Source organism: Nocardioides kribbensis, from assembly GCF_015070375.1.
GTDB classification, from domain to species: Bacteria; Actinomycetota; Actinomycetes; order Propionibacteriales; family Nocardioidaceae; genus Nocardioides; species Nocardioides kribbensis.
This window is the reverse complement of sequence record NZ_JADCLL010000010.1, coordinates 70,859-93,141: the sequence shown is the minus strand read 5'-3', so window position 1 is coordinate 93,141 and position 22,283 is coordinate 70,859. Positions and strand designations below refer to the sequence as shown.

Annotated in this window: 20 protein-coding genes; 6 read left to right on the top strand and 14 right to left on the bottom strand. The window is 75.5% G+C overall.

Features of this window, described 5'->3' with window-relative positions; genetic code table 11:
- Window positions 1–7: 7 nt before the first annotated feature.
- Window positions 8–1,063: an SMP-30/gluconolactonase/LRE family protein gene (locus IR170_RS18520; RefSeq protein WP_227489595.1), complete on the bottom strand. Its 1,056-nt coding sequence runs from the start codon at window positions 1,061–1,063 to the stop codon at window positions 8–10.
- 149 nt (window positions 1,064–1,212) lie between these two features.
- On the opposite strand from IR170_RS18520, the gene IR170_RS18515 reads away from it, so the two are divergent.
- Window positions 1,213–1,629 (top strand): VOC family protein, encoded by a 417-nt coding sequence (locus IR170_RS18515; protein ID WP_193666380.1) that lies wholly within the window; start codon window positions 1,213–1,215, stop codon window positions 1,627–1,629.
- Between the two features lie 89 nt (window positions 1,630–1,718).
- Here the strand turns inward: IR170_RS18515 and IR170_RS18510 are convergent, their stop codons facing one another.
- The 4 genes from IR170_RS18510 to IR170_RS18495 all read right to left on the bottom strand — a co-directional run bounded on the left by IR170_RS18510 (window position 1,719) and on the right by IR170_RS18495 (window position 5,612).
- The gene (locus IR170_RS18510; protein ID WP_193666379.1) at window positions 1,719–2,453 is read right to left on the bottom strand and encodes a response regulator; all 735 of its coding nucleotides are present in this window, start codon (window positions 2,451–2,453) and stop codon (window positions 1,719–1,721) included.
- Window positions 2,450–3,661, bottom strand: a complete 1,212-nt coding sequence (locus IR170_RS20495; RefSeq protein ID WP_193666378.1) for a sensor histidine kinase — start codon at window positions 3,659–3,661, stop codon at window positions 2,450–2,452. The genes IR170_RS18510 and IR170_RS20495 overlap by 4 nt, the downstream gene beginning before the upstream one ends.
- A gap of 113 nt (window positions 3,662–3,774) precedes the next feature.
- Window positions 3,775–4,206: a hypothetical protein gene (locus IR170_RS18500; protein WP_193666377.1), complete on the bottom strand. Its 432-nt coding sequence runs from the start codon at window positions 4,204–4,206 to the stop codon at window positions 3,775–3,777.
- A 161-nt stretch (window positions 4,207–4,367) separates the two neighbouring features.
- The gene (locus IR170_RS18495; protein WP_193666376.1) at window positions 4,368–5,612 is read right to left on the bottom strand and encodes a GAF domain-containing sensor histidine kinase; all 1,245 of its coding nucleotides are present in this window, start codon (window positions 5,610–5,612) and stop codon (window positions 4,368–4,370) included.
- A gap of 343 nt (window positions 5,613–5,955) precedes the next feature.
- Here IR170_RS18495 and IR170_RS18490 point away from each other — a divergent pair, with 343 nt between their 5' ends.
- Window positions 5,956–6,990 carry a PIG-L deacetylase family protein gene (locus tag IR170_RS18490; RefSeq protein ID WP_251534745.1) on the top strand — a complete coding sequence of 345 codons (1,035 nt, stop codon included), beginning with the start codon at window positions 5,956–5,958 and terminating at the stop codon, window positions 6,988–6,990.
- A 22-nt stretch (window positions 6,991–7,012) separates the two neighbouring features.
- On the opposite strand, the gene IR170_RS18485 is transcribed toward IR170_RS18490, so the two are convergent.
- A complete protein-coding gene (locus tag IR170_RS18485) occupies window positions 7,013–7,426 on the bottom strand; it encodes an STAS domain-containing protein (protein WP_193666375.1) in 414 nt (137 codons plus the stop codon).
- Between the two features lie 344 nt (window positions 7,427–7,770).
- Between IR170_RS18485 and IR170_RS18480 the strand changes: the two genes are divergently transcribed.
- Complete coding sequence (locus IR170_RS18480; protein WP_193666374.1) at window positions 7,771–8,976, top strand: homogentisate 1,2-dioxygenase; 1,206 nt, start codon at window positions 7,771–7,773, stop codon at window positions 8,974–8,976.
- A 70-nt stretch (window positions 8,977–9,046) separates the two neighbouring features.
- Here the strand turns inward: IR170_RS18480 and IR170_RS18475 are convergent, their stop codons facing one another.
- The 7 genes from IR170_RS18475 to IR170_RS18445 are packed head-to-tail and all read right to left on the bottom strand — an operon-like array spanning window position 9,047 to window position 16,147.
- Window positions 9,047–9,571 carry a hypothetical protein gene (locus IR170_RS18475; protein ID WP_193666373.1) on the bottom strand — a complete coding sequence of 175 codons (525 nt, stop codon included), beginning with the start codon at window positions 9,569–9,571 and terminating at the stop codon, window positions 9,047–9,049.
- Between the two features lies 1 nt (window position 9,572).
- Window positions 9,573–10,514: a hypothetical protein gene (locus tag IR170_RS18470; protein ID WP_193666372.1), complete on the bottom strand. Its 942-nt coding sequence runs from the start codon at window positions 10,512–10,514 to the stop codon at window positions 9,573–9,575.
- Window positions 10,514–10,870 (bottom strand): hypothetical protein, encoded by a 357-nt coding sequence (locus IR170_RS18465; RefSeq protein ID WP_193666371.1) that lies wholly within the window; start codon window positions 10,868–10,870, stop codon window positions 10,514–10,516. The genes IR170_RS18470 and IR170_RS18465 overlap by 1 nt, the downstream gene beginning before the upstream one ends.
- A gap of 58 nt (window positions 10,871–10,928) precedes the next feature.
- The gene (locus tag IR170_RS18460; protein ID WP_193666370.1) at window positions 10,929–12,005 is read right to left on the bottom strand and encodes a hypothetical protein; all 1,077 of its coding nucleotides are present in this window, start codon (window positions 12,003–12,005) and stop codon (window positions 10,929–10,931) included.
- Between the two features lie 56 nt (window positions 12,006–12,061).
- Window positions 12,062–13,162, bottom strand: coding sequence for a PLP-dependent cysteine synthase family protein (locus tag IR170_RS18455; RefSeq protein WP_193666459.1), 1,101 nt, complete (start codon window positions 13,160–13,162; stop codon window positions 12,062–12,064).
- Entirely contained in the window at window positions 13,159–15,198 is a 2,040-nt protein-coding gene (locus IR170_RS18450; RefSeq protein WP_193666369.1) for an alpha-amylase family protein, read from the bottom strand. The genes IR170_RS18455 and IR170_RS18450 overlap by 4 nt, the downstream gene beginning before the upstream one ends.
- A gap of 55 nt (window positions 15,199–15,253) precedes the next feature.
- On the bottom strand, window positions 15,254–16,147 hold the full coding sequence (locus IR170_RS18445; protein WP_056863053.1) for an aldo/keto reductase: 894 nt from the start codon (window positions 16,145–16,147) through the stop codon (window positions 15,254–15,256).
- A 121-nt stretch (window positions 16,148–16,268) separates the two neighbouring features.
- Between IR170_RS18445 and IR170_RS18440 the strand changes: the two genes are divergently transcribed.
- The 3 genes from IR170_RS18440 (at window position 16,269) to IR170_RS18430 (ending at window position 20,323) form a co-directional block, all read left to right on the top strand.
- Window positions 16,269–17,744 carry a protein adenylyltransferase SelO gene (locus IR170_RS18440; RefSeq protein ID WP_193666368.1) on the top strand — a complete coding sequence of 492 codons (1,476 nt, stop codon included), beginning with the start codon at window positions 16,269–16,271 and terminating at the stop codon, window positions 17,742–17,744.
- Window positions 17,745–17,894: 150 nt separating this feature from the next.
- Entirely contained in the window at window positions 17,895–19,016 is a 1,122-nt protein-coding gene (locus IR170_RS18435; protein ID WP_193666367.1) for an SPFH domain-containing protein, read from the top strand.
- A 14-nt stretch (window positions 19,017–19,030) separates the two neighbouring features.
- Window positions 19,031–20,323, top strand: a complete 1,293-nt coding sequence (locus IR170_RS18430; protein WP_227489593.1) for a hypothetical protein — start codon at window positions 19,031–19,033, stop codon at window positions 20,321–20,323.
- A gap of 31 nt (window positions 20,324–20,354) precedes the next feature.
- On the opposite strand, the gene IR170_RS18425 is transcribed toward IR170_RS18430, so the two are convergent.
- Window positions 20,355–22,040, bottom strand: coding sequence for a sigma-54-dependent Fis family transcriptional regulator (locus IR170_RS18425; RefSeq protein WP_193666366.1), 1,686 nt, complete (start codon window positions 22,038–22,040; stop codon window positions 20,355–20,357).
- Between the last annotated feature and the right edge of the window lie 243 nt (window positions 22,041–22,283).

Sequence of the window (22,283 nt, the reverse complement as noted above, 5' to 3'; positions counted from 1 at the left end):
GGGTGGCTCAGCCGCGGGGCACGGCCACCCGGGTCACCCAGTACTCGGTGGTGGGGGTCGGCGGGGTGGAGAAGCGGGCGTTGGGCAGGTAGAGCCGGTCGCCGAGCCGCGCGATGGTGGTCGGCACGTCGAACTGCCCGGAGGTGAGGGTCCGCTGCAGCGTGCCGTTGCGCCCGCCGGCGGCGACGCGCAGCACGGCCACCTGGTTGAGCCGGTTCTGCACGACGTAGAGCCGGCGGCCCTCGAGCAGCATCCCGTCGCCGTTGGTGAGCTCGGCGCCGCCGAGGTTGACCTGCGTGGCGTCCCCGGTGGCGGGGTCGACGCGGAAGAGCCCGCCCGAGGCGGAGTTGACCACGAGCAGCGCCTTGCCGTCGGGGGTGGCGGTGATCCCGTTGGCGTTGAGGCCCTCGGCCTGCTCCCACTCGCCACCGAGCGGCAGCCGCACGACCTCGTCGGCCTCGGGGAGGTCACCGCCCTCGAGCGGCAGCCCGAAGAGCTGGGCGTTCTCGGAGTCGGTGAACCACGCCGTGTCGTCGGTGAGCACGACGTCGTTGATGAAGGCGGCGTCGGAGTCGGCGGGCACGTCGACGAGCTGGTAGCCGGCCAGCACCTCGCCGCTGCCGGCCTTGACCACGCGCGCGTCGCCGGCGGTGCCGCCGGAGACGAAGATCCGGTTCTGCTCGTCGACCTTGAGTCCGACCGACGGGGTGCCGGGGCCCTGGCTGATCACGCGGCCGGTGCCGGTGCGCAGGTTGGCGCGGTAGAGGTCGCCGTCGAGGCGGGAGCCGAAGTACGCCGCGAAGCCGCGGCCCACCGCGATGCCCTCGGGCTGGAAGCCGTCGGGCAGCGCCACGCGCTGCGGGAAGGGCCCGTCGCCGGGGGCCTGCGCGGCGCCGGCCGCGGTCGGGGCGACCAGGGCGGAGGCCGCGAGACCGGTCGCGGCGAGACCGGTGGCGGCCAGCGCGGCGGCGCGCCGCGCCAGCCCCCGGTGCGGGCGTCGACGGCCGGTGCGGCCGGTGCGGCCGGTGCGGGGGGACGAGCGGGGCGGGGAGAGCAGGGTCATCGGTGGCTCCGAGGGTGAGGGCGCCCGGCTGGACGCGGCTGGACCGGACCTCCTCGACGCTAGCCACGCCCCTGCCCCCGGACCTCCCCCTTCGGGCCCGGCCCCACTCGGGTGAGCCCGTCGCGGCGGGCCGGTGGCATCGTGGTGGGATGCCCATCCAGACCAGCGCCTATGCCCACGTCCGCCTGACCGTCACCGACATCGAGCGATCGCGGGCGTTCTACGACGACGTCTTCGGCCTCCCCGTCGCCTTCGAGCTCCCCCCGGACGCCGACGAGGAGACCCGGCAGCAGCTCTCGTTCCTCTTCGGCGGGGTCATCTACCAGCTCGGCGACAGCCTGCTGGGCCTGCGCCCGGTGGCCGACGACCACTTCGACGAGGACAAGACCGGCCTCGACCACGTCGCCTTCGCCGTCGCCGACCGGGCCGCGATCGATGCCGCCGCGGGTGTGCTCGACGACCTCGGCGTGGCCCACGAGGGCGTCAAGGACATCGGCGCCGGCTGGATCCTGGAGTTCCGCGACCCCGACAACATCGCCCTCGAGGTCTTCGCCCCCAAGGCCTGACCCGCCCCTCACCACGTCGAGGGCCCGGCCCTGCTCGCCGTACGGCGGGCGCGCCGGGCCCTCCGCACGTCCGGCCGGGCCGCCTGCGGTCAGGTCGACGCGCCCGGACCGCCCGGACCGCCCGGACCGCCCGGACCGCCCAGACCGCCCAGACCGTCGGCCCGGTCGCCGATCCCGCGGCGCTCGGCCCAGACCGCGGCCGAGGTGCGGTCGGCGACGCCGATGCGGTGGAAGATCGAGGTGAGGTGCGACTTGACCGTGCCCTCGGAGATGCCGAGGCGTCGCGCCACCTGCTTGTTGGCCAGGCCGGCCCGCACGAGGGCCAGCACCTCGACCTCGCGCGGGCTCAGCCCGTGGCCCTCAGGCGTGGCCGGGCGCGCCGAGAGCAGGGTGCGCGCCGCGCGGGGGTGCAGCGGCGACTCCCCGCGGGCGACGGCCCGCACGCCCTCCACCACCTCCTCGGGCTCGGCGTCCTTGAGCAGGTAGCCGACCGCGCCGGCGTCGAGGGCGGCCAGGATGCGCTCGGAGTCGGAGTAGGACGTCAGCACCAGGACGTCGCAGCCGCCCGCCGCCACGATGGCCCGGGTGGCGGTGACGCCGTCGGTGCCGGGCATCTGCAGGTCCATCAGCACCACGTCGGGACGGGTCCGGGCCACCACCTCGACCGCGGCGTCGCCGTCGCGGGCCGAGCCGACCACCTCGATGTCGTCCTCGCCGGCGAGGAACTGCTCGAGCGCACCGCGCAGCACCGCGTGGTCGTCGACGAGCACGAGCCGGATCGGGGTCGGGGTCGGGGTCGGGGTCGGGGTCGGGGTCGGGGTCATCGTCGTACCTCCAGTCGGACGGTGGTGCCGGCCCCGGGCGACGACTCCACCGTGAGTCGGCCACCGTGGTCCTCGGCGAGACTGCGCAGCCCGCGCAGCCCGTAGTGGCTGCCGGCCTGGGCGACGTCGGCGCGGAAGCCGGCGCCGTCGTCGACGACCTCGAGCACCGCGGTCGCATCGTCGCACCCGACCCTGACCCGCACGGTCGAGGCCCGGGCGTGGCGCAGGGCGTTGCGCACCGCCTCCTGGGCCACGCGCCACACCAGTCCGAGGGTGGCCTCGTCGACGTCGTCGAGGTCGCCGACCTCGACGTCGGCGGCGATCCCGGCCGCGGCGAGGGGCGCCACGAGGTCGGCCAGCGCCGACGGCAGGGTGGTCGCGGTGAGACCGGGCGGGTGGATCTCCACGAGCAGCGAGCGCAGGTCGCGCATGCTGCGCCGCAGGGCGGCCCCCGAGGCGAGCAGCTCGCGCCGCTGGGTGCCCTCGGCGCGCCGGGCCAGCGTCGAGAGGCCGAAGGCGGTGGCCGCGAGGTCCTGCACCACGCCGTCGTGCAGGTCGCGGGCGATGCGCCGCCGCTCGGCCTCCGAGGCCGCGGCGGCCCGGTCCATGAGCCGCTCGCGCTCCAGGCCGGCCACGCGGATCCTGCGGTTGAGCAGGTAGAGCAGCCCCGTGGCCACCGCGACGACGAGGGCGAGGGCGAGCAGGTTGATCCGCTGGAAGGGCGCCACGACCTCGTCGCTGCGCGTGGCGATGAGGTCGGAGGAGTAGTAGGTCTCGAAGAGCAGCGGCTCGCCCTCCGGGGAGTCCAGGCGGGTGTAGACCTCGATGAGACCGCGGTCGGGTGCCTCGAAGCGGTTTTCCGGCGCGCTGAGGTCGGAGACCTCGGCGTCGGTGCCGCCCTCGGCGAGGATGCGCTGCTCGTCCTCGCCGAGCTCGAAGCGCATCCCGATGAGCCGGACGTCGTCGGAGTAGAGCACCGTGCCGTCGGCCGACCACACCTTCACCCGGCGCACCCCGGCCCCGACGAGGCGGGCGAGCGCCGTGCGGTCGAAGCGGTCCACCGCGCCGGGCACCCCGTCGACGAGACCGCGCGGCACCGCGGGCCCGGCCACGGAGCGGGCCAGGAGCTCGGTGGTCGCGCGGGCGTCCTGCAGGGCCTCGGCCCGCGCGGCGCGGTCGCCGAGGTGCTGGCTGACCCCGACGATCACCGCGCACGCCAGCAGCCCGACCGCGAGGAACCACGCGATCGGGCTGCGTCCGGCCGCACGCCACCTGCGCCCGAGGGGGCGGGGCAGCGGCGCGCGACGGGTCTCGGGACGGCTCAGAGCGACACCTTGGCGACGCAGACCTCGCCGCTGGCGGCGTTGGTGGCGCGGAAGGTGAAGGCGTCGGCGCCGGTGGCGTCCACCAGGCGGCGCTCGACGCTGAAGGACCCGCTCGGCGCCTTGGTGGTCGAGCTGCCGCGCGCGGCCACCGAGCCGTCGTGCCTGAGCACCCAGCCCCAGGTCTGACCGTTGACGTTGCTGTCGATCTCGGCCTCGACCTCGATCCGGCCGTCGTCGGGCTTGGCCTTGATCTTCCAGTCGGTGCTGCCGGTGCACGAGCCGCGGCGGATGACGTCGGCGTCGTTGGCGCTCGCCGAGGCGGTCACCACCAGCGGCGCGGCGAGGGTCAGCGGCACGGCCAGGGCGAGGAGGGCGCGGGCGGTCCTGCGGGCGGTGGTGCGGGTGGCGGTGCGGGGCGTGCGGGTCATGATGTCTCCTGGTGGGTGCGGTGGTCGGCCGGGCCGGTCGACCGGGCTGGTCCCGCCCAGCGTGCGACCGGCGGGGAGGCAGTCGCCATCCGCCAGTGGTCATACGACCACCGGCCGACCCGGGACGCGACGGGTCGGAGGTCCCGAGCCCGACCGGCCCCTCAGCGCGGGTCGGGCAGCTCGAACCACACGGTCGCCCCGCCGCCCGCGGTCTCCCGCAGCCCGATGCGCCCGCCGTGGGCCTCGATGATGGCACGGCAGGTGGCGAGCCCCAGCCCGGTGCCGGGCGCGAGCTCCGCGTGCTCGCCCACCCGCACGAAGGCCTCGAAGACGTGCTCGCGCTCGGTCTCCGGCACCCCGCGACCGTGGTCGGCCACCTCGACGAGCCACGACCGGTCGCGTCGCGACGCGGTCACCGACACCTCGCCGCCGCGCTCGGCGACAGCGAACTTGGCCGCGTTGGACAGCAGGTTCTGCAGCACGAGGCGCAGCAGCGGGCCGTCGGCGACGACGACCGGCAGCGCCCGCGCGGTCACGTCGACCCCGTCGAGGGCCGGGCCCAGGTCCTCGCGGGCGTCCTCGACGAGGGAGCCCAGGTCGACGGGGTGGGGCGAGGCGGGTGCGCCGGTGGCGTGCACGAAGAGGTTCTCCACCACACCGCGCATCCTGGTCGCACCACGCAGGGCGCGGGCCAGCACGGGCTCGAGGTCGGAGGGCTCCCAGCCCTGCGAGATCCCGACGCCGAGCAGCTCCAGCGACAGCGTCATCGTCGACAGCGGAGCGCGCAGGTCGTGGCTGACCCGGCCCGCGAAGGCGCGCAGGCTCTCGTTGTCGGCGCGCAGCCCGGCGCGCACCGCCTCCAGCTCGCGCACCTCGCCGGTGAGCTCACGCACCCTCCGGTCGAGCTCCAGCACCCCGACGACGCGGTCGGCGAGCGCCTGCAGCAGGCTGCGCTGCTCGGCGCCGAGCACGTGGGGCCGGTCGTCGAAGACGCAGAGCGTGCCGATGGACACGTCGGCGTCGGTGCGCAGCTGGAAGGCGGCGTAGAAGCGGATCCGGCCCTCGCGCACGAAGGGGTTGTCGCTGAAGCGGGGGTCCTCACGGGCGTCGGCGACCACGACGGGTCGGGGCTCGTCGACGACGAGGCTGCACATCGAGTCGCGGCGGGGCAGGGCCACCATCTCGAAGCCCACCGTGGCCAGGGCGCGCTGCTCGTCACCGGCGAGGAGGTGGATCGCAGCCGTCGGCACACCCGCCGCGGCCGCGGCCACCGCCACCAGCGCCACCAGGTCGTCGGCGGCCGGGTGCTCGCCGCCCGGCAGCCCGAAGTCGCGCAGCGCCCTGAGGCGGGCGCGCTCGCGCGGATCGTCCAGGTCGTGTCCGCTGTGCGTCCCGGCTGCGCTCATGCCGCTCCCTCCCCCGAGGCACGACGACCACCCGTGCATCGGGCGTGGGGGGCCGCCGCCCCGCCAGGCAACCAGGCGCGGGCCGGGCCGACCAGGGTCCAACGGATGATTGACGTGGTCCGATCGGACTGTCGCGAAACTGCTGACAGACCACCACCCGTTGGCTACAGTAGGTCTCGAAGGCGCCGGGGACCCGAGACCCCGGCGCCTTCTTCTATGCCCGCAGGACCTCCGTCCTCTCCCATCGCGAGCTCGTCACCACGGCCCGTCCCGGCGAGCGGCCCGGCTGCTCCGGTCGCCCGGGAGCGGCTGTCTAGGCTCTGCGGCGGACCTGGGGAGGGACGTGGAGACCGACGAGCACGCGCCGACGACGCTGCCCGCCGGGGTGGTGCGCGAGGCGCACGGCCCCGAGCGGCTGGTGGTGGTCTGGGCGCGCACCGACCTCGGGGCGCTCCTCGCCACCCTCGAGCGCGCCGGCCACCTCCCGCTCCTCGTCGACCCTGCCGAGACCGAGGACCTCCTCGAGACCGCGGGGGCGCCCGCGCTGCTCCTCGTCGAGTCCGACCTGCTCGACGAGGCCACCGTGGCCGTGCTGGAGCGGGTACGCCGACGCTCGCGCCAGACCCGCGTCGCCGTCGTGGCCGACGCCGGGGCCGGCGCCCACGGTCTGCTCACCGCGCTGCGCCACGGCCTCTCCGACGTCGTCGCCCCCGACGACCCTGCCGCGCTCGAGCAGCTGCTGCCGGCCCGGTCCCACCACCGCGGCGAGCGCGTCCTGGCCATCGGCGCCCACCCCGACGACGTCGAGATCGGCTGCGGGGCCACCCTGCTGCGCCACGCCGCGCAGGGGCACCCGGTGTCGGTGCTCACCCTGAGCCGGGGCGCCGTGGGCGGTCCGCGCGAGGAGCGCCGGCGCGAGGCCGTGGCCGCCGCCACCGCGATGTCGGCCGAGCTGCTGATGGCCGACCTGCCCGACACCCGGCTGGAGGAGGCCCACGAGATGATCGGGCTGATCGAGGCCGTGATCGCCTCGGTCGCCCCCACGACGGTCTACGTCCACTCCGCGGCCGACAACCACCAGGACCACCGCGCCGTGCACGCCGCCGCCGTGATCGCGGCCCGTCGGGTGCCGCAGCTGTTCTGCTACCAGTCGCCGTCCTCGCGCAACGGCTTCGCGCCCACGCGCTTCGTGCCCGTCGAGGACACCATCGAGGCCAAGCTCGACCTGCTCGCGTGCTACCGCTCGCAGTCGGCGCGCGACTACCTCGAGCCCGACCTGGTGCTGGCGAGCGCCCGCTACTGGTCGCGCCAGGTCTCCCACACCCGCTACGCCGAGCCCTTCGAGGTGCTGCGCGCCAGCGAGGTCGTCGGCGGCTGACCCACCGCCCGGTGCAGGGTGCTCAGCGGCGTCCGGTCGTCGCGCCGAGTGCCGGCACGAGCCGGAGCCCGGCGGCCCTGGTGGCCTCACCGCGGGTGCGCGTCACAGGCGGCGCGGGCGGCGCGGCCGGCGGGGGCCAGAGCGGCTCCGACCCGAGCCGCAGCAGACGGCGTACGGCCGGCGACTCCGCGAGCACCCCGACGTCGGCGCCGTGGACCACCGCGGCGCGCAGCGCGCGGCGCAGCCAGTGCAGGCCCGCGGTGTCGACGAAGTCGACCTGCTCGAGGTCGACGAGCACCACCGTCGGGCGCGACCGGCGCAGCCGCTCCACCACCGCGCCGACCGCCGGCCCGGCCGACACGTCGAGGTCGCCCCTGACCACCAGCGCCATCGTCGGGCGTCCCTCGCGCCCCGTCGGACCGTCCACGAGCTCCATCGAGCACGTCGTCCTGCACACGTCACGACCCCCTCGTCGTCCGTTCCCCCGAGTCCGGACCCCCCGCCCGGCACCCGGAGCAACGACGCCGACCCGACAGGGTGAGGCCGCGGCCGTGAAACCCCCCGACCGGGCCATGGTCGGCGGCCCCGGCATGGCCCGTGCGGGCCATGCCGCGCGCCCGGTCGGTGGATGCCGGGCGCCCGTGCGACTCCGGGCCGCCGCGCGACCGACCACGCGGTCGACCACGCGGCCGACCATGCGATTGACACGGTCGGGAGCGCCGAGCAGCATCGCCGCAGCGGGGACGACGAGGTCCCCCTCTCGGTGTGAGGTGGCTGGCTGTGGCGTACTACCGACGGGTCGGAGAGGTGCCGCGCCAGCGGCACACCCAGCTCCGCGACGAGCACGGCGCGCTGCGCTCCGAGGAGCTGATGGGCGAGGAGGGCTTCTCCTCCGACTCCTCGCTGCTCTACCACCGCGGCGTGCCGTCGGCAATCGTGGCCAGCGAGGTCTGGGACCTCCCCGACCAGGCCCTCACCCCGAACCACCCGCTGACGCCGCGCCACCTGCGCCTGCCCGACCTCGTGCCCGCCGACGTCACGGGCGTCGACGCGGTCACCGGGCGCCGGCTCGTGCTCGGCAACGCCGACGTCCACCTGTCCTACGTCGTCGCCGCGGCCGACTCCCCGCTCTACCGCAACGCGCTGGGCGACGAGTGCGTCTTCGTCGAGGCCGGCAGCGGGGTGGTCGAGACCGTCTTCGGCGTCGTGCCCTACCGCGCCGGCGACTTCGTCGTGGTGCCCCGGGCCACCACCCACCGCTGGCGCCCCGACACGGCCTCCGGGCCGAGCCGGCTCTACGCGGTCGAGTCGGCCAGCCACGTCGCGCCGCCGAAGCGTTACCTCTCGCGCTACGGCCAGCTGCTCGAGCACGCCCCCTACTGCGAGCGCGACCTCCACGGCCCCACCGAGCCGCTGCTCGCCGGCGCCGGCGAGCCGGCGTCCGACGTCGAGGTGCTCGTCAGGCACCGCACCTCGGCCGGGATCGTCGGCACCCGGATGACCTACGCCACCCACCCCTTCGACGTCGTCGGCTGGGACGGCTGCCTCTATCCCTACACGTTCAACGTCGAGGACTACATGCCGATCACCGGCAAGGTCCACCAGCCCCCGCCGGTGCACCAGGTCTTCGAGGGCGCCGGCTTCGTGGTGTGCGCCTTCCTGCCCCGCAAGGTCGACTACCACCCGCTCGCCGTGCCCGTGCCCTACTACCACTCCAACGTCGACAGCGACGAGGTCATGTTCTACGTCGCCGGCGACTACGAGGCCCGCAAGGGCTCGGGGATCGGTGTCGGCTCGGTGACCCTCCACCCCGGTGGCCACGCCCACGGTCCCCAGCCCGCCGCCGTCGAGGCCTCCCTCGGCGCCGAGGCCTTCGACGAGACCGCGGTCATGGTCGACACCTTCCGGCCCCTCGAGCTCGGCGAGGCCGGGCGGGCCGTCGACCACGGCGCCTACGCCTGGAGCTGGGCCGGTCGCAGGCTGTGACCGTCCTCGACACCCCCACCCGCCCGACACCCGACCCGGGCCCGGCCGCGCGAGGCGGCTGCCGGGCGGCTCAGGTGCCGGGCAGCGGCGTGCCCATGTAGACGTCCCACCGCGCCCGCGCGGCGCGGGTCTCGGTGTCGAGGAGCAGGCGCTCCGCCGCCTGGGCGCACGAGCGGGCCAGCTGCTCGGCGTCGAGGCGGTCGAGGCATCCCGGACGCAGCCGCACGGCGTGGTGCTGCTGGCCCACCGAGGTCACCGTGACCTCGCCGTCGTCGGAGACGCCCTCGGCGGCCAGCTCCGCGAGCCGCTGGTCGTACTCCTTCTCCCGTCGCCCGATCCGTGGGCGCCGCGTGGGCACGCGGCCGGTGACGACCGCGCCGAGGCGGGCGTGCTCGGCGAGCGCGGCGGCGAAGGCCAGCCGCGCCAGCGAGGCCAGCTCGCGCTCGAGCACGGCGTGCGACACCTGCTCCAGGTGACCGGCGGCGAACCGCACGCTCACGTGCCGCTCCCCGCGCAGCTCCGCGTGCACCTTCTCGTTGGGCGTCGAGACCGTGACCACCGAGGACTCGACGGCGCTGTCGAGGCGCCCCGCCACCTCAGGCCCCTCCCGACCGGCCACCGAAGGACGGCGAGTCGGCCACGGTCGGACGGGGCAGGACGACGGGGGAGACCATGTTCTCCTCCCCCATGGCCGCGGAGAACTGCCCGGCGGTGTCGCTCAGCGCCGAGCGGACGTCACCCTCCTTGGCGGTGACGTGCTCGTTGAGCCGGGTCAGCAGGTCGCGCACCGAGGACACCACGCTCGCCGGACTGCCCCCGTCGATCCCGGGGTGGTCCTCGGCGTCCTCCGGCGCGAAGCTCCCGGCCAGGCCGATCCCGCCGGAGATGGCCGCGAACGTGTAGGCGGCCGCGAGGCTGCCACCCGCGGTGAACGGCACGGCGATGATGCCCGACACCGCGGCGAGCACCGACAGGGTCGCGGTGTACTCGGCAGCGCTCTTGTTGGCGATGTCCTCGAGCGTGCTGATCGCCGCGTCGGCGATCTCGTGGAGGCTGCGGTCGGCCTCCTCCCAGATCGCCTGCTCGGCGTAGAGGGCGTTGACCAGCACGTTGCCGCACAGCCACAGGTTGGACACGACGGGTCCGAAGAGGCCGGCGAAGCTGGCGAAGCTGGTGGCCGTGCCGCTGGTCCACCCGGACATGAACGCGCCGGTGGGCTCGATCTGGGTGATCGCGACGTTGGACCCGCCCCCGCCGAGCGAGGCGGCGGAGTCGTCGTCGACGTAGGCCTCGGCGGCGAGGTGCGGCAGGGCCCCGGCGAGGTTGGAGGCGAAGGAGGAGAGGTACGACGGGTCGGGCAGGTCCAGCCAGTCGTCGAAGACCTGGTCGACGTCGGCGAACTCCTCGCTGGCCTGGTCGTGGGCGAAGGCGTAGGCGATGCCGCCGCCGTCCGGGCCCGCGGCCTTCATGGCCAGCTCGGCGGTCTTCTCGATGGCGAGCTCCTTGATCCGCTCGGCCTTGGCGCGCAGGTCGGTCATCAGCCGCCGATCCCTTCCATCTCCGTGCGGGCGGTGTCCATGCGCTGGCGTGCGCCGTCGTCGGTCGCGAGGATGTCGTCGAGGAAGGTCCGGATCGCGGCGGAGGTGTCGTCGATGTTGGTGCCGCCCTGGGTCAGGGCGCTGACCAGGAGGTCGGCCAGGGCGCTCCACTCCGCGGCCGGCCCGTCGGCCCCGATGCCGACCCCGCCCGAGCGGCGGAAGGAGACCTGGGAGAAGAGGGCGATGGTCCCGCGGGCCGAGGCCAGCTCCGCGGCCGCGTCGGGGAGCCTCTCCTTGGCGATGATGTCGAGCTCCAGGAGGTCGACGCCGTCGATGCCGAGCCGTGGGTCGGTCATGGTTCTCCTTCACGTGGGGGGTGGGGGGGCTGCGAGGGGTCAGGAGGGGTGGGGCGGGTCACCCGGGTGGGCGCAGGGTCGCGGGCAGCCGGAGCGCCGCGTCGAGCACGAGCTCACGCCGGGCGGGCACCGCCCCGGAGTCGGCCCGCAGGGCGTAGGTGCGGCGCAGGTCGAGGTCGAGCGGGGTGTCGGCCCCGAGGGAGAAGACCAGCCGGGAGGTGTAGGAGGCCCCGTCGCCGGTCTCGGTGACGTCGAGCTCGGTGACGGGGGGCGCGCCGCCGAGCGCGACCGACTGGTCGGCGCCGGTCACGGTGTAGGCGCCGCGGTCCGCCGTGGCGGGCGGAGCGGTGGTCACCCCGGTCACGGAGACGACCAGCGGCACCACCGCCCAGGTGTTCCCCTCCGCGGCCCAGCCGGCCCCGGGCACGTAGGGCACCGAGACCATGCGCTCGGCACGGCAGGCGAGACCCTCGACCTCGACCCCGCGGGGGGCCGGGTCGACGTCGCACGTCACGGGGCCGCGCGGCTCGCGCTCGGCGACGTAGAGGGGATCGGCCGGGCCGGGCTCGCGCGCGCCGTCGACGAGCGCGACCCGCTGGTCGAGGCCGTCGTAGCCGACCACGACCGTGACGTCGTCCAGGTCGGGCGCGCCCTCCACGGCGACCAGGACGTCACCGCCCAGGCGCTCGTCGGACCCGTCGTCGGCGACCGCGCCGTCGGGGTCGCCCACCGTCCCGAGGTCGTAGCGCTCGCCGGCCACCTCGACCGCGAGCTCCACCGGGCTGCCCGCCCCCGGCACGCGGGCCAGGTCGGCCACGTCGGAGCGCACGGCGGACCGGTCGAAGGCCACCTCCAGGGCCAGGAGGGAGGCTCCGTCGGCCGCACGGTCGGAGCCCACCGCGTCGGCCGGGTCCGCGACACCGAGCCGCACCGCGCCGGTGGGCACGCGCACCGTGACCGAGGCGTCACCGTCCACGACCCCGGGGGCCGCGACCACGGTGCCGGCGGCGATCGTCTGCTCGTCCGGGGAGCAGCCCGCACCCGCGAGCGCGAGGCCGGCGGCCAGGGTCGCCGCGGCGGCGGCCCGGGCCGGGGAGGTGCCCCGGAGGGCCCTCGTCTCGTGCTGGTCGACCACGCAGGGGGTCTACCCCCTCGCGGCGGGCCGAAACGACCGCGACCCGCCTCGCGCGCTCACGCCCCGAAGAGCCGGGCGACCTCCTCGACGTGGGGTGCGGGGTCGAGGTCGTGCTCGACCAGCCAGGCGTCGGAGTAGTAGGTGTCGGCGTAGCGGTGGCCGTCGTCGCAGAGCAGGGTGACGACGCTGCCGGTCTCGCCGGCGCGACGCATCCGGTCGACCAGCTGCAGGGCGCCCCACAGGTTGGTGCCGGTCGAGGGGCCGGGCCGGCGGGCGAGCAGCCGGTCGACGTGGTGCATCGTCGCCACCGAGGCCGCGTCGGGCACGGTGATCATGTGGTCGACCACCCCCGGCAGGAAGCTCGGCTCCACCCGCTGGCGCCCGATGCCCTCGATGCGGGAGCCGCGGTCGGTGGTGAGGCCGAGGTCGCCGCTGCTCCAGGCGGGGTGGAAGGCGGAGTGCTCGGGGTCGACGACGCACAGCCGGGTCGGCAGGCCCTGGTAGCGCACGTAGCGGCCGAAGGTCGAGGCCGTGCCGCCGGTGCCGGCGCCCACGACGATCCAGGTCGGCACGGGGTGGCGCTCCAGGCGCAGCTGGTCGAGCACCGACTCGGCGATGTTGTTGTTGCCGCGCCAGTCGGTGGCACGCTCGGCGTAGGTGAACTGGTCCATGTAGTGACCGCCGCACTCGCGGGCCAGCCGCTGGGAGACCTCGTAGACGCCGGCGGGGTCGTCGACGAGGTGGCAGCGCCCGCCGTAGCCCTCGATGAGGCTGATCTTCTCCACGCTCGTCGTGCGTGACATGACCGCCACGAAGGGCAGCCCGACGAGCTGGGCGAAGTAGGCCTCCGAGATCGCGGTGGAGCCCGAGGACGCCTCGACCACGGTGGTGGTCGGGCCGATCCAGCCGTTGACCAGCGCGTGGAGGAAGAGGCTGCGGGCGAGGCGGTGCTTGAGGCTGCCCGTCGGGTGGGTCGACTCGTCCTTGAGGTAGACGTCGACGCCCCACTCCTCGGGCAGCGGCAGCCGCAGCAGGTGGGTGTCGGCCGACCGGTTGGCGTCGGCGCGGATCGTCGCGACGGCCCGGTTGACCCACGCGCGCCGCTGCTCGTCGTGCACCCCGGCCCCCGGCCCCGCAGGGCCCTGACCCGCCGTCATCCGGCGCACACCCACAGCACCTCGTACGGCGCGAGCGCCAGGCCGTCGCCGTCGGCGCCCGGGTCGGCCCCCTCGCCCAGCGCCCGCCCGGTGATCCGGTCGACCGGCGGCCCGCCGACCAGCGAGGTCAGCCGGCCGCGGGAGACCCACTGCGGCTCGGGGGTGACGTTGGCCAGCATCACCATCGCGCCGAGCGGGTGGACCCGCCGGGTGGCGAAGACGCCGGAGACCGGCGGGTCGAGCACCTCGGTGGGCACGCCGGCGTGCAGGTGGGGCAGGTCGCGGCGCACGCCGACCAGGTGGCGCAGCCGCCCGCGCAGGCCGTGGGGGTCCTCGACCGGCCAGGGCATCACCGGACGGTGGACCCACCGGTTGTCGGCGGCGTGGGCGGGGTTGGCGTCCCAGTCGTGGTCGTTGAGCAGGCCCACCTCGTCGCCCATCCACAGCACGGGCAGGCCACCGAAGCCGAGCACGACCGCGTGGACCGCCAGGATCCGGTCGACGGCGTGGGGGTCACCGGCCTCCAGGCCGGCCAGGGAGGCCAAGGAGCCGGAGATGCGCTGGTCGCCGGTGCGCGGGTTGTCCTGGAAGACCAGGCCGCGCGCCCACGAGCCGGGGAAGTCGCCGGCGTGGAACTGCGAGAGGAAGCGGCGGTGCAAGTGGCCGTCGAGCCCGGCGGCGGCCGCGTCGGCGTCGTCGATGGCCCACCCGATGTCGTCGTGGCAGCGGGCGTAGGTCACCCAGGAGGTGGAGGCGGGCGTGGCGGGGAGCCGCTGGAGGGCGCGGGAGGCCAGCCCGGCGTCCTTGGTGGCCAGCATCGACCACACGTGCACCATGAGCGCGTTGTGGTAGGCCAGGTCGCTGACCTTGCCGTGGTGGCGGCCCTGGCCGAGGTAGGCCGGCAGGTCGTCGGGGCCGACGATGGCCTCGGCCTTGAACACCACCGCGGGGCAGGCGATGCGGCCCAGCACCCGCAGCGCCTGGGTGAGGGCGTGCACCTGCGGGAGGTTCTGGCAGGTGGTGCCGAGCTGCTTCCACAGGAAGGCGATGGCGTCGAGGCGGAAGACCTCCACGCCGTCGTTGGCCAGGGTCATGATGATGTCGGCGTACTCGCGCAGCACCGCGGGGTTGGACCAGTTGACGTCCCACTGGAAGGTGTTGAAGGTCGTCATCACCCAGCCGTCGAGGTCGGCGTCGAAGCTGAAGCTGCCGGGGGCGAAGTCGGGGAAGACCTCGGGCAGCGTCTGCTCGAAGGCGTCGGGCACGCTGCGGTCGGGGTGGACGTAGAAGTAGTCGCGGTAGGCCGGGTCGCCGGCCCGGGCCCGCTCGGCCCACTCGTGCTCGCGGGCGACGTGGTTGAGCACCAGGTCGAGGCACAGGCTGATCCCCGAGGCCCGCAGCCTGGCGGTGAGGGCGGCGAGGTCCTCGGTCGTGCCGAGGTCGGAGCGCACCCGGCGGTAGCTCTGCACGGCGTAGCCGCCGTCGCTGTCGCCGGGCCGCGGCTCGAGCAGCGGCATCAGGTGCAGGTAGGTCACGCCCAGGTCGCGCAGGTAGTCGATGCGCTCCGCGACGCCCGCGAGGTCACCGGCGAACCGGTCGGCGTAGGCGGCGTAGCCGAGCATCTCGGGGCGCTGGAACCAGTCGGGTGCCAGCGAGCGGCGCAGGTCGAGGTGGTGCAGCTCGTCGCTGCGCTCGGCGTAGCGCTGCGCGGCCAGGGCGACGAGGTCGTCGGCCAGGCCCTCGGGGTCGGGGTAGACCTCGGCGAGGGCCTCGACCAGGTCGGGACGCCACCGCTCGACCCGCGCGGCCAGCACCTCGGCGCGGAGGTCGGGCGCTGCGGGGCCGGTCGTGCCGCGCGGGGCGCCCTCCTCGGTCGCCGGGCCGGCGTGACGACCGGCCGGCCGCGAGGGCTCGTGCCCGCCGCCGGACGCGTCGGGGACCCGACCGGAGCCGCCCACGCCGCCCGGCGCGGGCGCCGCTGCGGCCGGCGGCGCGGCGGGGGTCGGGGGACGGTGGCGACGGGGCAGCAGCGGCATGCGCCGCATTCTCCCCGCAGGCCTCCCGCGCCCGCGACCCCGCCGGGCTCGGGTCTCAGCCCTCGGGGTCGGCGTCGAGGCGGGCGAGCTCGTCGGCGGTGAGGTCGAGGTCGGCGGCCGCGGCGGAGTCGGTCACCGAGGAGGGACGCTTGGCCCCGGGGATCGGGATGACGACCGGCGACTGCGCGAGCTCCCACGCCAGCGCGACCTGCTGCGGGCTGACACCGCGCGCCTCGGCGACCTCGGCGAAGGCCGGGTGGTGGGCGGCCAGCTCCTTGGCGTCGCCCAGGCCGCCCAGCGGGCTCCACGGCAGGAAGGCCAGGCCGAGCTCCTCGCAGACCTCGATCTCGGGGGCGCTGCTGCGGAACTTCGGGGAGAACTGGTTCTGCACGCTCACCAGCGCGCCGCCGAGCACGGAGTGGGCGAGACGGATCTGCTCGGGGTCGGCGTTGGAGAGCCCGAGCCGCTTCACCTTGCCGGAGTCGTGGATCTCCTTCAGCGTCGCCACGACCTCCTCGTAGGGCACGGCCGGGTCGGGACGGTGGTGCTGCCACAGGTCGAGCTGCTCGACGCCGAGCCGCTCCAGGCTCGCGTCGACGGCCTCGTGGAGGTGCTGGCGGGAGCTGTCGACGTCCCAGCCGCCCCCGTCGGTGCGCACGTGGCCGCCCTTGGTGGCCAGCAGCACCCGCTCGCGCAGCCCGAGCTCGTCGAGCAGGCCGATGGCCAGGCGCTCGTTGGCGCCCTGGGCGTCCTGGCCCAGCTCGTCGCCGGGGCCGTAGGCGTCGGCGGTGTCGAAGAGGGTCACCCCGGCGTCGACCGCCGCCTGCACGGTGTCGAGCAGCTGCTGGCGCGGCTGGGTGCCGGTCTGGTCGAAGGTCATCAGGCCCAGGCCGATCGCCCCCACCTGCACGCGTCCGACGGTGTCGTTGCCGATCTCTCGAGTCCTCATGGGTCCTGTCTACCGCCGCGCGCCGACACGCAGCACCGCCGGAGGGGTGAGCACGCCGTCGTCGCACGGCTCCCGATCCGCGGCGCGCCCGGCCTCCCGGGGGCCCTCGTAGGCTCGAGGCATGAGCACGACACGCGTCACGAGCACCTCCGCGCCCGCCCTGGGTCACGTCTTCGCCGACGCGCTGCCCGAGCTGGCCAGGCCCTGGCGGGCCGAGGAGGCGCCCGAGCCCCGGCTGCTGCACCTGGGCGAGGAGCTCGCGCGCGAGCTCGGCCTCAACCCGGAGTGGCTGCGCACGCCCGAGGGGGTCCGCTTCCTCGTCGGCGGTGAGGTGCCCGAGGGCGCCCACCCCGTCGCGCAGGCCTACGCCGGGCACCAGTTCGGAGGCTTCAACCCCGGCCTCGGCGACGGCCGGGCGCTGCTGCTCGGCGAGCTCACCGCCCCCGACGGCCGCCTGGTCGACCTCCACCTCAAGGGCTCCGGCCGCACGCCCTTCGCCCGTGGCGGCGACGGCCTGGCCGCGGTCGGCCCGATGCTGCGCGAGCTGGTGGTCAGCGAGGCCATGCACGCGCTCGGCGTGCCCACGACGCGCGCGCTGGCCGTCGTCGCCACGGGTCGCGGCGTACGCCGTGAGCTCGGGGTGCTGCCCGGCGCCGTCCTGGCCCGCACGGCGGCCAGCCACCTGCGCGTCGGCAGCGTGCAGCTCGCCCGGGCCCGCGACGACCGCGACCTGCTGGCGCGTCTGGCCGACCACGCGATCGCGCGGCACCACCCGGCGGCCGCCGACGCCGAGCACCCCCACCTCGCCCTCTTCCAGGCCGTCGTGGCCGCGCAGGCCGACCTGGTGGCGCGGTGGATGCTGCTCGGCTTCGTGCACGGCGTCATGAACACCGACAACATGACCCTCTCCGGCGAGAGCATCGACTACGGCCCCTGCGCCTTCATGGAGGCCGTCGACCCCGCCACCGTCTTCAGCTCCATCGACCACGCCGGCCGCTACGCCTACGCCCAGCAGCCGCCGATCGCGGAGTGGAACCTCGCCCGTCTCGCCGAGGCGATGCTGCCGCTGCTGCACGACGACCAGGAGCAGGCCGTGGCGCTGGCCGTCGAGGCGCTCGGGGGCTTCCGCCCGCGCTACGACGCCGCCTGGACCGAGGGGATGCGCGCCAAGCTCGGCCTGCCCGCGGGGCTGACGCCCGACGTGGTGCTCGCGCTGGCCACCGACCTGCAGGCGCTCATGCAGGCCGGCCGCGTCGACCACACGTCCTTCCACCGGGCGCTGTCGGCGGCGGCGCGCGGCGACGCCGAGCCGGTGCGCGGGGTCGTGCTCGACCTGCCCGCGCTCGACGCGTGGCTCGAGCGGTGGCGCGCGCTGGGGCCCGACCCCGACGCGATGGACCGGGTCAACCCGCTCTACGTCCCGCGCAACCACCTGGTCGAGGAGGCCCTCGACGCCGCCACCGCGGGCGACCTCGCTCCGCTCGAGCGGCTGCTCGAGGCGGTCCGGTCGCCCTACGTCGAGCGCCCCGGCCTCGAGGCCTTCGCGGCCCCCGCACCGCCCGACTTCGGCGCCTACACCACCTACTGCGGCACCTGAGCCCGCACGGCGCTCGCCCTGCGGCCGCCCTGCGCCCACCCTGCGCCCACGGCACCGCCTGTGGAGTTCGCCCGCGCGGCGGCCCCCGGCCCCCTACGCTCGGCGGGTCGGGCACAGGGCCGGCGCGCGAGCTGAGGAGACGACACGGCGATGGGCTTCATGGACAAGGTGCGCGGGCAGTTCATCGACATCGTCGAGTTCCTCGACGACGGCCGCGACACCATCGTGTGGCGCTTCCCGCGCCAGGGCAACGAGATCAAGAACGGCGCGAAGCTCGTGGTGCGCGAGGGCCAGGTGGCCGTCTTCGTCGACGAGGGCCAGATCGCCGACGTCTTCACCCCCGGCACCCACACCCTCGACACCCAGAACCTGCCGGTGCTCTCGACCCTCAAGGGCTGGAAGTACGGCTTCGAGTCCCCCTTCAAGGCCGAGGTCTACTTCGTCGGCACGCGGCTCTACACCGACCTCAAGTGGGGCACCCAGAATCCGGTGACCGTGCGCGACGCCGAGTTCGGGATGGTGCGGCTGCGGGCCTTCGGGGCCTACGCGCTCCAGGTCGTCGACCCCGCCGCGCTGCTGCGCCAGCTCGTCGGCACCGACCCCGACTTCCGCACCGACGAGGTCGCGGAGTTCCTCCGGCAGAACATCGTCAGCCAGGTCGGCACGGCCCTGGCCAACTCCCAGCTCCCGATGCTCGACCTCGCGGCCCAGCAGCAGACCATCGCCGCGACCCTCGCCGGGACGCTGACCACGAGCCTGACCGACATGGGCGTGAGCATCCCGAAGTTCGTCATCGAGAACATCTCGCTGCCCCCGGAGGTCGAGGCCGCCCTCGACAAGCGCACCCAGATGGGGGTGCTGGGCAGCCTCGACCAGTACGCGAAGTTCCAGGCCGCCACCGCCATCGGCGACGCCGCCACCAACCCCGGCGGCGCGGGCGAGGGCCTCGGCATGGGCATGGGCATCGCCCTGGGCCAGCAGATCGCCCAGGCCATGGCTCCCCAGGCGACTCCCCAGACCGCTCCCCAGGCCGCTCCCCCGGGTCCGCCGCCCCTGCCCGGGGCGGCCCAGCCCTGGTTCCTGGCGGTGGGCGGCCAGCAGGTCGGACCGGTCCCCGCCGGCGAGCTGCCCGGCCGGGTCGCCTCGGGCGAGCTCACCGCGACCACCCTGGTCTGGCAGCAGGGCATGACCGCCTGGACCGCAGCGGCCGAGGTGCCGGCGCTGTCCGCGCTCCTCGCCGCCACGCCGCCGCCGCTGCCGCCCCAGGCCTGAGCCGAGGAGACCCGGTGTCCACCGACCCGACCCCCACCGGCCAGCAGCCCGCCGACCCGGCGGGTCCCCCTCCGCTGCCCGGCGGGCCCGCCGCGGGGCCACCGCCGCTGCCCGAGCCGCCCGCGACCTCGCCCTCCGGCGCGGTCGGCCCGGTCGACGCGAGCGACCCGGTGGCCCTGGGCGCGGCTACGCTCAGCGCCACCTGCGGCAGCTGCGGCGCGCAGGTCGCCTTCGCCCCCGGCACGACCTCCCTGCGCTGCGGCTCGTGCGGCGCGCAGACCGCCATCGCCGCGACCGGAGCCACGATCCGCGAGCACTCCTACGACGCGTGGCGCGCGCGCAACGGCGAAACGACGGTGGCCTCGATCGGGGCCCACGTGCTCCAGTGCGGCGGGTGCGGCGCTCGCACCGAGACCGTCGACCTGGCCGGGCGCTGCCAGTTCTGCAGCGGCGCCCTCGTGGTCGTCGAGCACCCCGAGGGTCTCGTGGCGCCCGAGGCGGTCATCCCGTTCCACGTCGACGAGTCGGGCGCCCAGCGGGCCTTCGGCGAGTGGGTCGGCTCGCGGCGCTTCGCCCCGGGGGCCCTGAAGGAGGTCGGCTCGACCCACGGCCTCCAGGGCACCTACGTGCCGCACTGGACCTTCGACGCCCAGACCGTCACCGACTACACCGGCCAGCGCGGCGAGCACTACTACGTCACCCGCACCCGCACGGTCTCCGACGGCAAGGGCGGCACGAGGACCGAGACCTACCAGGAGCGCCGGACGCGGTGGCACCCCGCGTCGGGTCGCGTCTCCCGCGGCTTCGACGACGTCCTGGTCGTCGCCAGCGAGCGGCTGGAGCCGGGGAAGCTGGCGAAGATGGGGCCCTGGACGCTGGCCGACGCGCGCCCCTTCCAGCAGGAGTACCTCACCGGCTACTCCGCCCTGCGCTACGACGTCGACCCGCAGGAGGGCGCCAAGGAGGCCCGCGGCCAGATGCGCGAGGTCATCGAGGACGACTGCCGCCGTGACATCGGCGGTGACGAGCAGCGCGTCAGCGACATGGACGTCACCTACGCCCAGGCGACCTTCAAGCTGCTGCTCATGCCGCTCTGGCTGGCCAGCTACCTCTACCGCGGCACGACCTACCAGGTGATGGTCAACGCCACCACCGGGGAGGTCGTGGGCGACCGGCCCTGGAGCGTGCCGAAGATCCTCGCCGCCGTGCTGGTGGCGCTGCTGCTCGTCGGCGCCGTCGTCGCCGCCCTCGTGCTCACCGGCGACAGCAGCACCGCCCCGGCGCCCGCCCCCGGCACCCGACCCTGATCCGCGCCCTGATCCGCGCCCTGATCCAGGCTCAACCGTTGATGCGCAGCGCCCGCATCCGCGCGTAGAGCGTGGTGCGGGAGAGCCCGAGCGCCTCGGCGGCACGCACCTTGACCCCGCCGGCGTCGCGCAGCGCGGTGACGATGACGTCGCGCTCGGCCTGCTCCAGCGCGGTGAGGGCGCCGGCGGGAGGACCCGAGCGGTACTGCTCCGGCAGGTCGTCGACGGTCAGCCCGCCGGTGGAGCGGGCCTGCGCCAGGTGGACCACCACGGCCTTGAGCTCGCGCAGGTTGCCCGGCCAGGCCTGGGCGCACAGGGCCTCGACCACGCGTGGTGTCAGGTGCACGGGGCGCCCGCCCGCGACCTCGCGCAGGATGGAGGCCGCGAGCTCCGGCACGTCCTGACGGCGGGCCGCCAGCGGCACCAGCTCCTCGCGCCGGGTGGCCATGCCCGCGAGCGTGGCGGCCGCGCCCTGCAGCCCCGCGACGGGGCCCGAGGTCAGCACGAGGTCGGGTCGGGTGGGGGCGTCGACCCACCCGGTCACGACGTCGAGCAGGGCGTCGGGCAGCAGGTCGATGCCGTCGACGCAGACCGTGCCCGACCCCCGCCGCATGGCGGCCTCGAACTGTCGCGCCCACTCCTCGGCGCCCTCCAGCAGCGCGGTCGCGGGTCGCATCACCTGCACGGGGAGGTGGTCGGCGGCCAGCGCGCGGGCGCGGGTGGTGCGGCCGCTGCCCGAGACGCCCGCGACGAGCCGGGGCGGGCCGACCCGGTCGCGACGGGTGCGGCTGCGGGTGGTCACCGCCCGCGCCAGCGCACCGCTCACCTTGTCGACGCGCAGCAGCGCACCGCGGCGGGCTCCGCTCACGCGGGTGACCTCGACGCTCACCGGCTGGCCCGACTCCAGGGTCAGCTCGATGGCCTGCTGGTCGCGCTGCTGGGGCTCGTCGGCCAGCACCCGCAGGAGGGCGACGTCGGCGGGGCTGAGCAGGTCCTGGGCGGCGTGGTTGGAGAGCACGATGTCCTCGCCGACGGCCAGGATCGGACGACGCCGCAGACCCACCGCGCCCTGGAAGGCCGCCAGCAGGCTCTTCTCCGAGGCCCGGCTGCCGTCGAGGAGGCGCTGCTCGATCTCGTGCACGGCGCGCGAGACCAGCGGCGCCAGCAGCGGGCTGGCCTGCTCGCGCAGCGCGGTGAGGTCCAGCACGCCCTCGATCCGCTTGGTCAAGGGGTGACGGATCGGGTGGCCGTAGCAGCTGAAGGCCTGCAGGGCCTCCACGAAGTGCTCGCTGCCGTGCACGGCGACGCCGTGGCGGGCGACCATCGCGGTGCCGAGCGCGTTGGTGCCGATGCGCTCCTCGAGCAGGCTGGCCCCGACGCGCACGTCGAGGGAGTCGAAGGCCTCGCCGAGCCGCGGGTCGTCGCACCAGCGCCGGGCCACGCGGCAGTCGCGGTCGACGAGCACGGTGGAGTAGCGGCTGCCGCGCAGCCCCTCCTCGAGGTCCTCGAGCACCGGCACGGCGCCGCGCAGCAGCGTGCTGCCGACGTCGGCGACCGTCTCCACCCCCGCGTCGGCGTCGGTGTCCACCGGCGCCGCGGGGTCGAGACCGGCGAGGCGCACACGGCGCCAGGAGGAGGCGATCTCCTCGCGCACACCGGGCGCCCCGGCCGCGGGGGGCAGGCCGGGGCCGGCAGCCGCGCCGCTGGTGCGCCTCATCGGTCCTCCCGGGCCCGCTGAGGATCGCGGGCGGTCGACGTGTGTCGCAGGTCACACCCTGCGCGGTCGAGGTTGGTCCACGGTTGCCCGACCCCGCGGCGGCGCGGCGCCACCCCGACGCCGGACCCGGGGTGCGACGGAGTGTGCAGAGACTGAACAGTCGCCCCGCCTCCGGCTTGCCATGGTGTGGCTCCCGTCACGTCGCCCGACGACCCGCGCCCGGCCGCTGCGCCGCCGCGGACG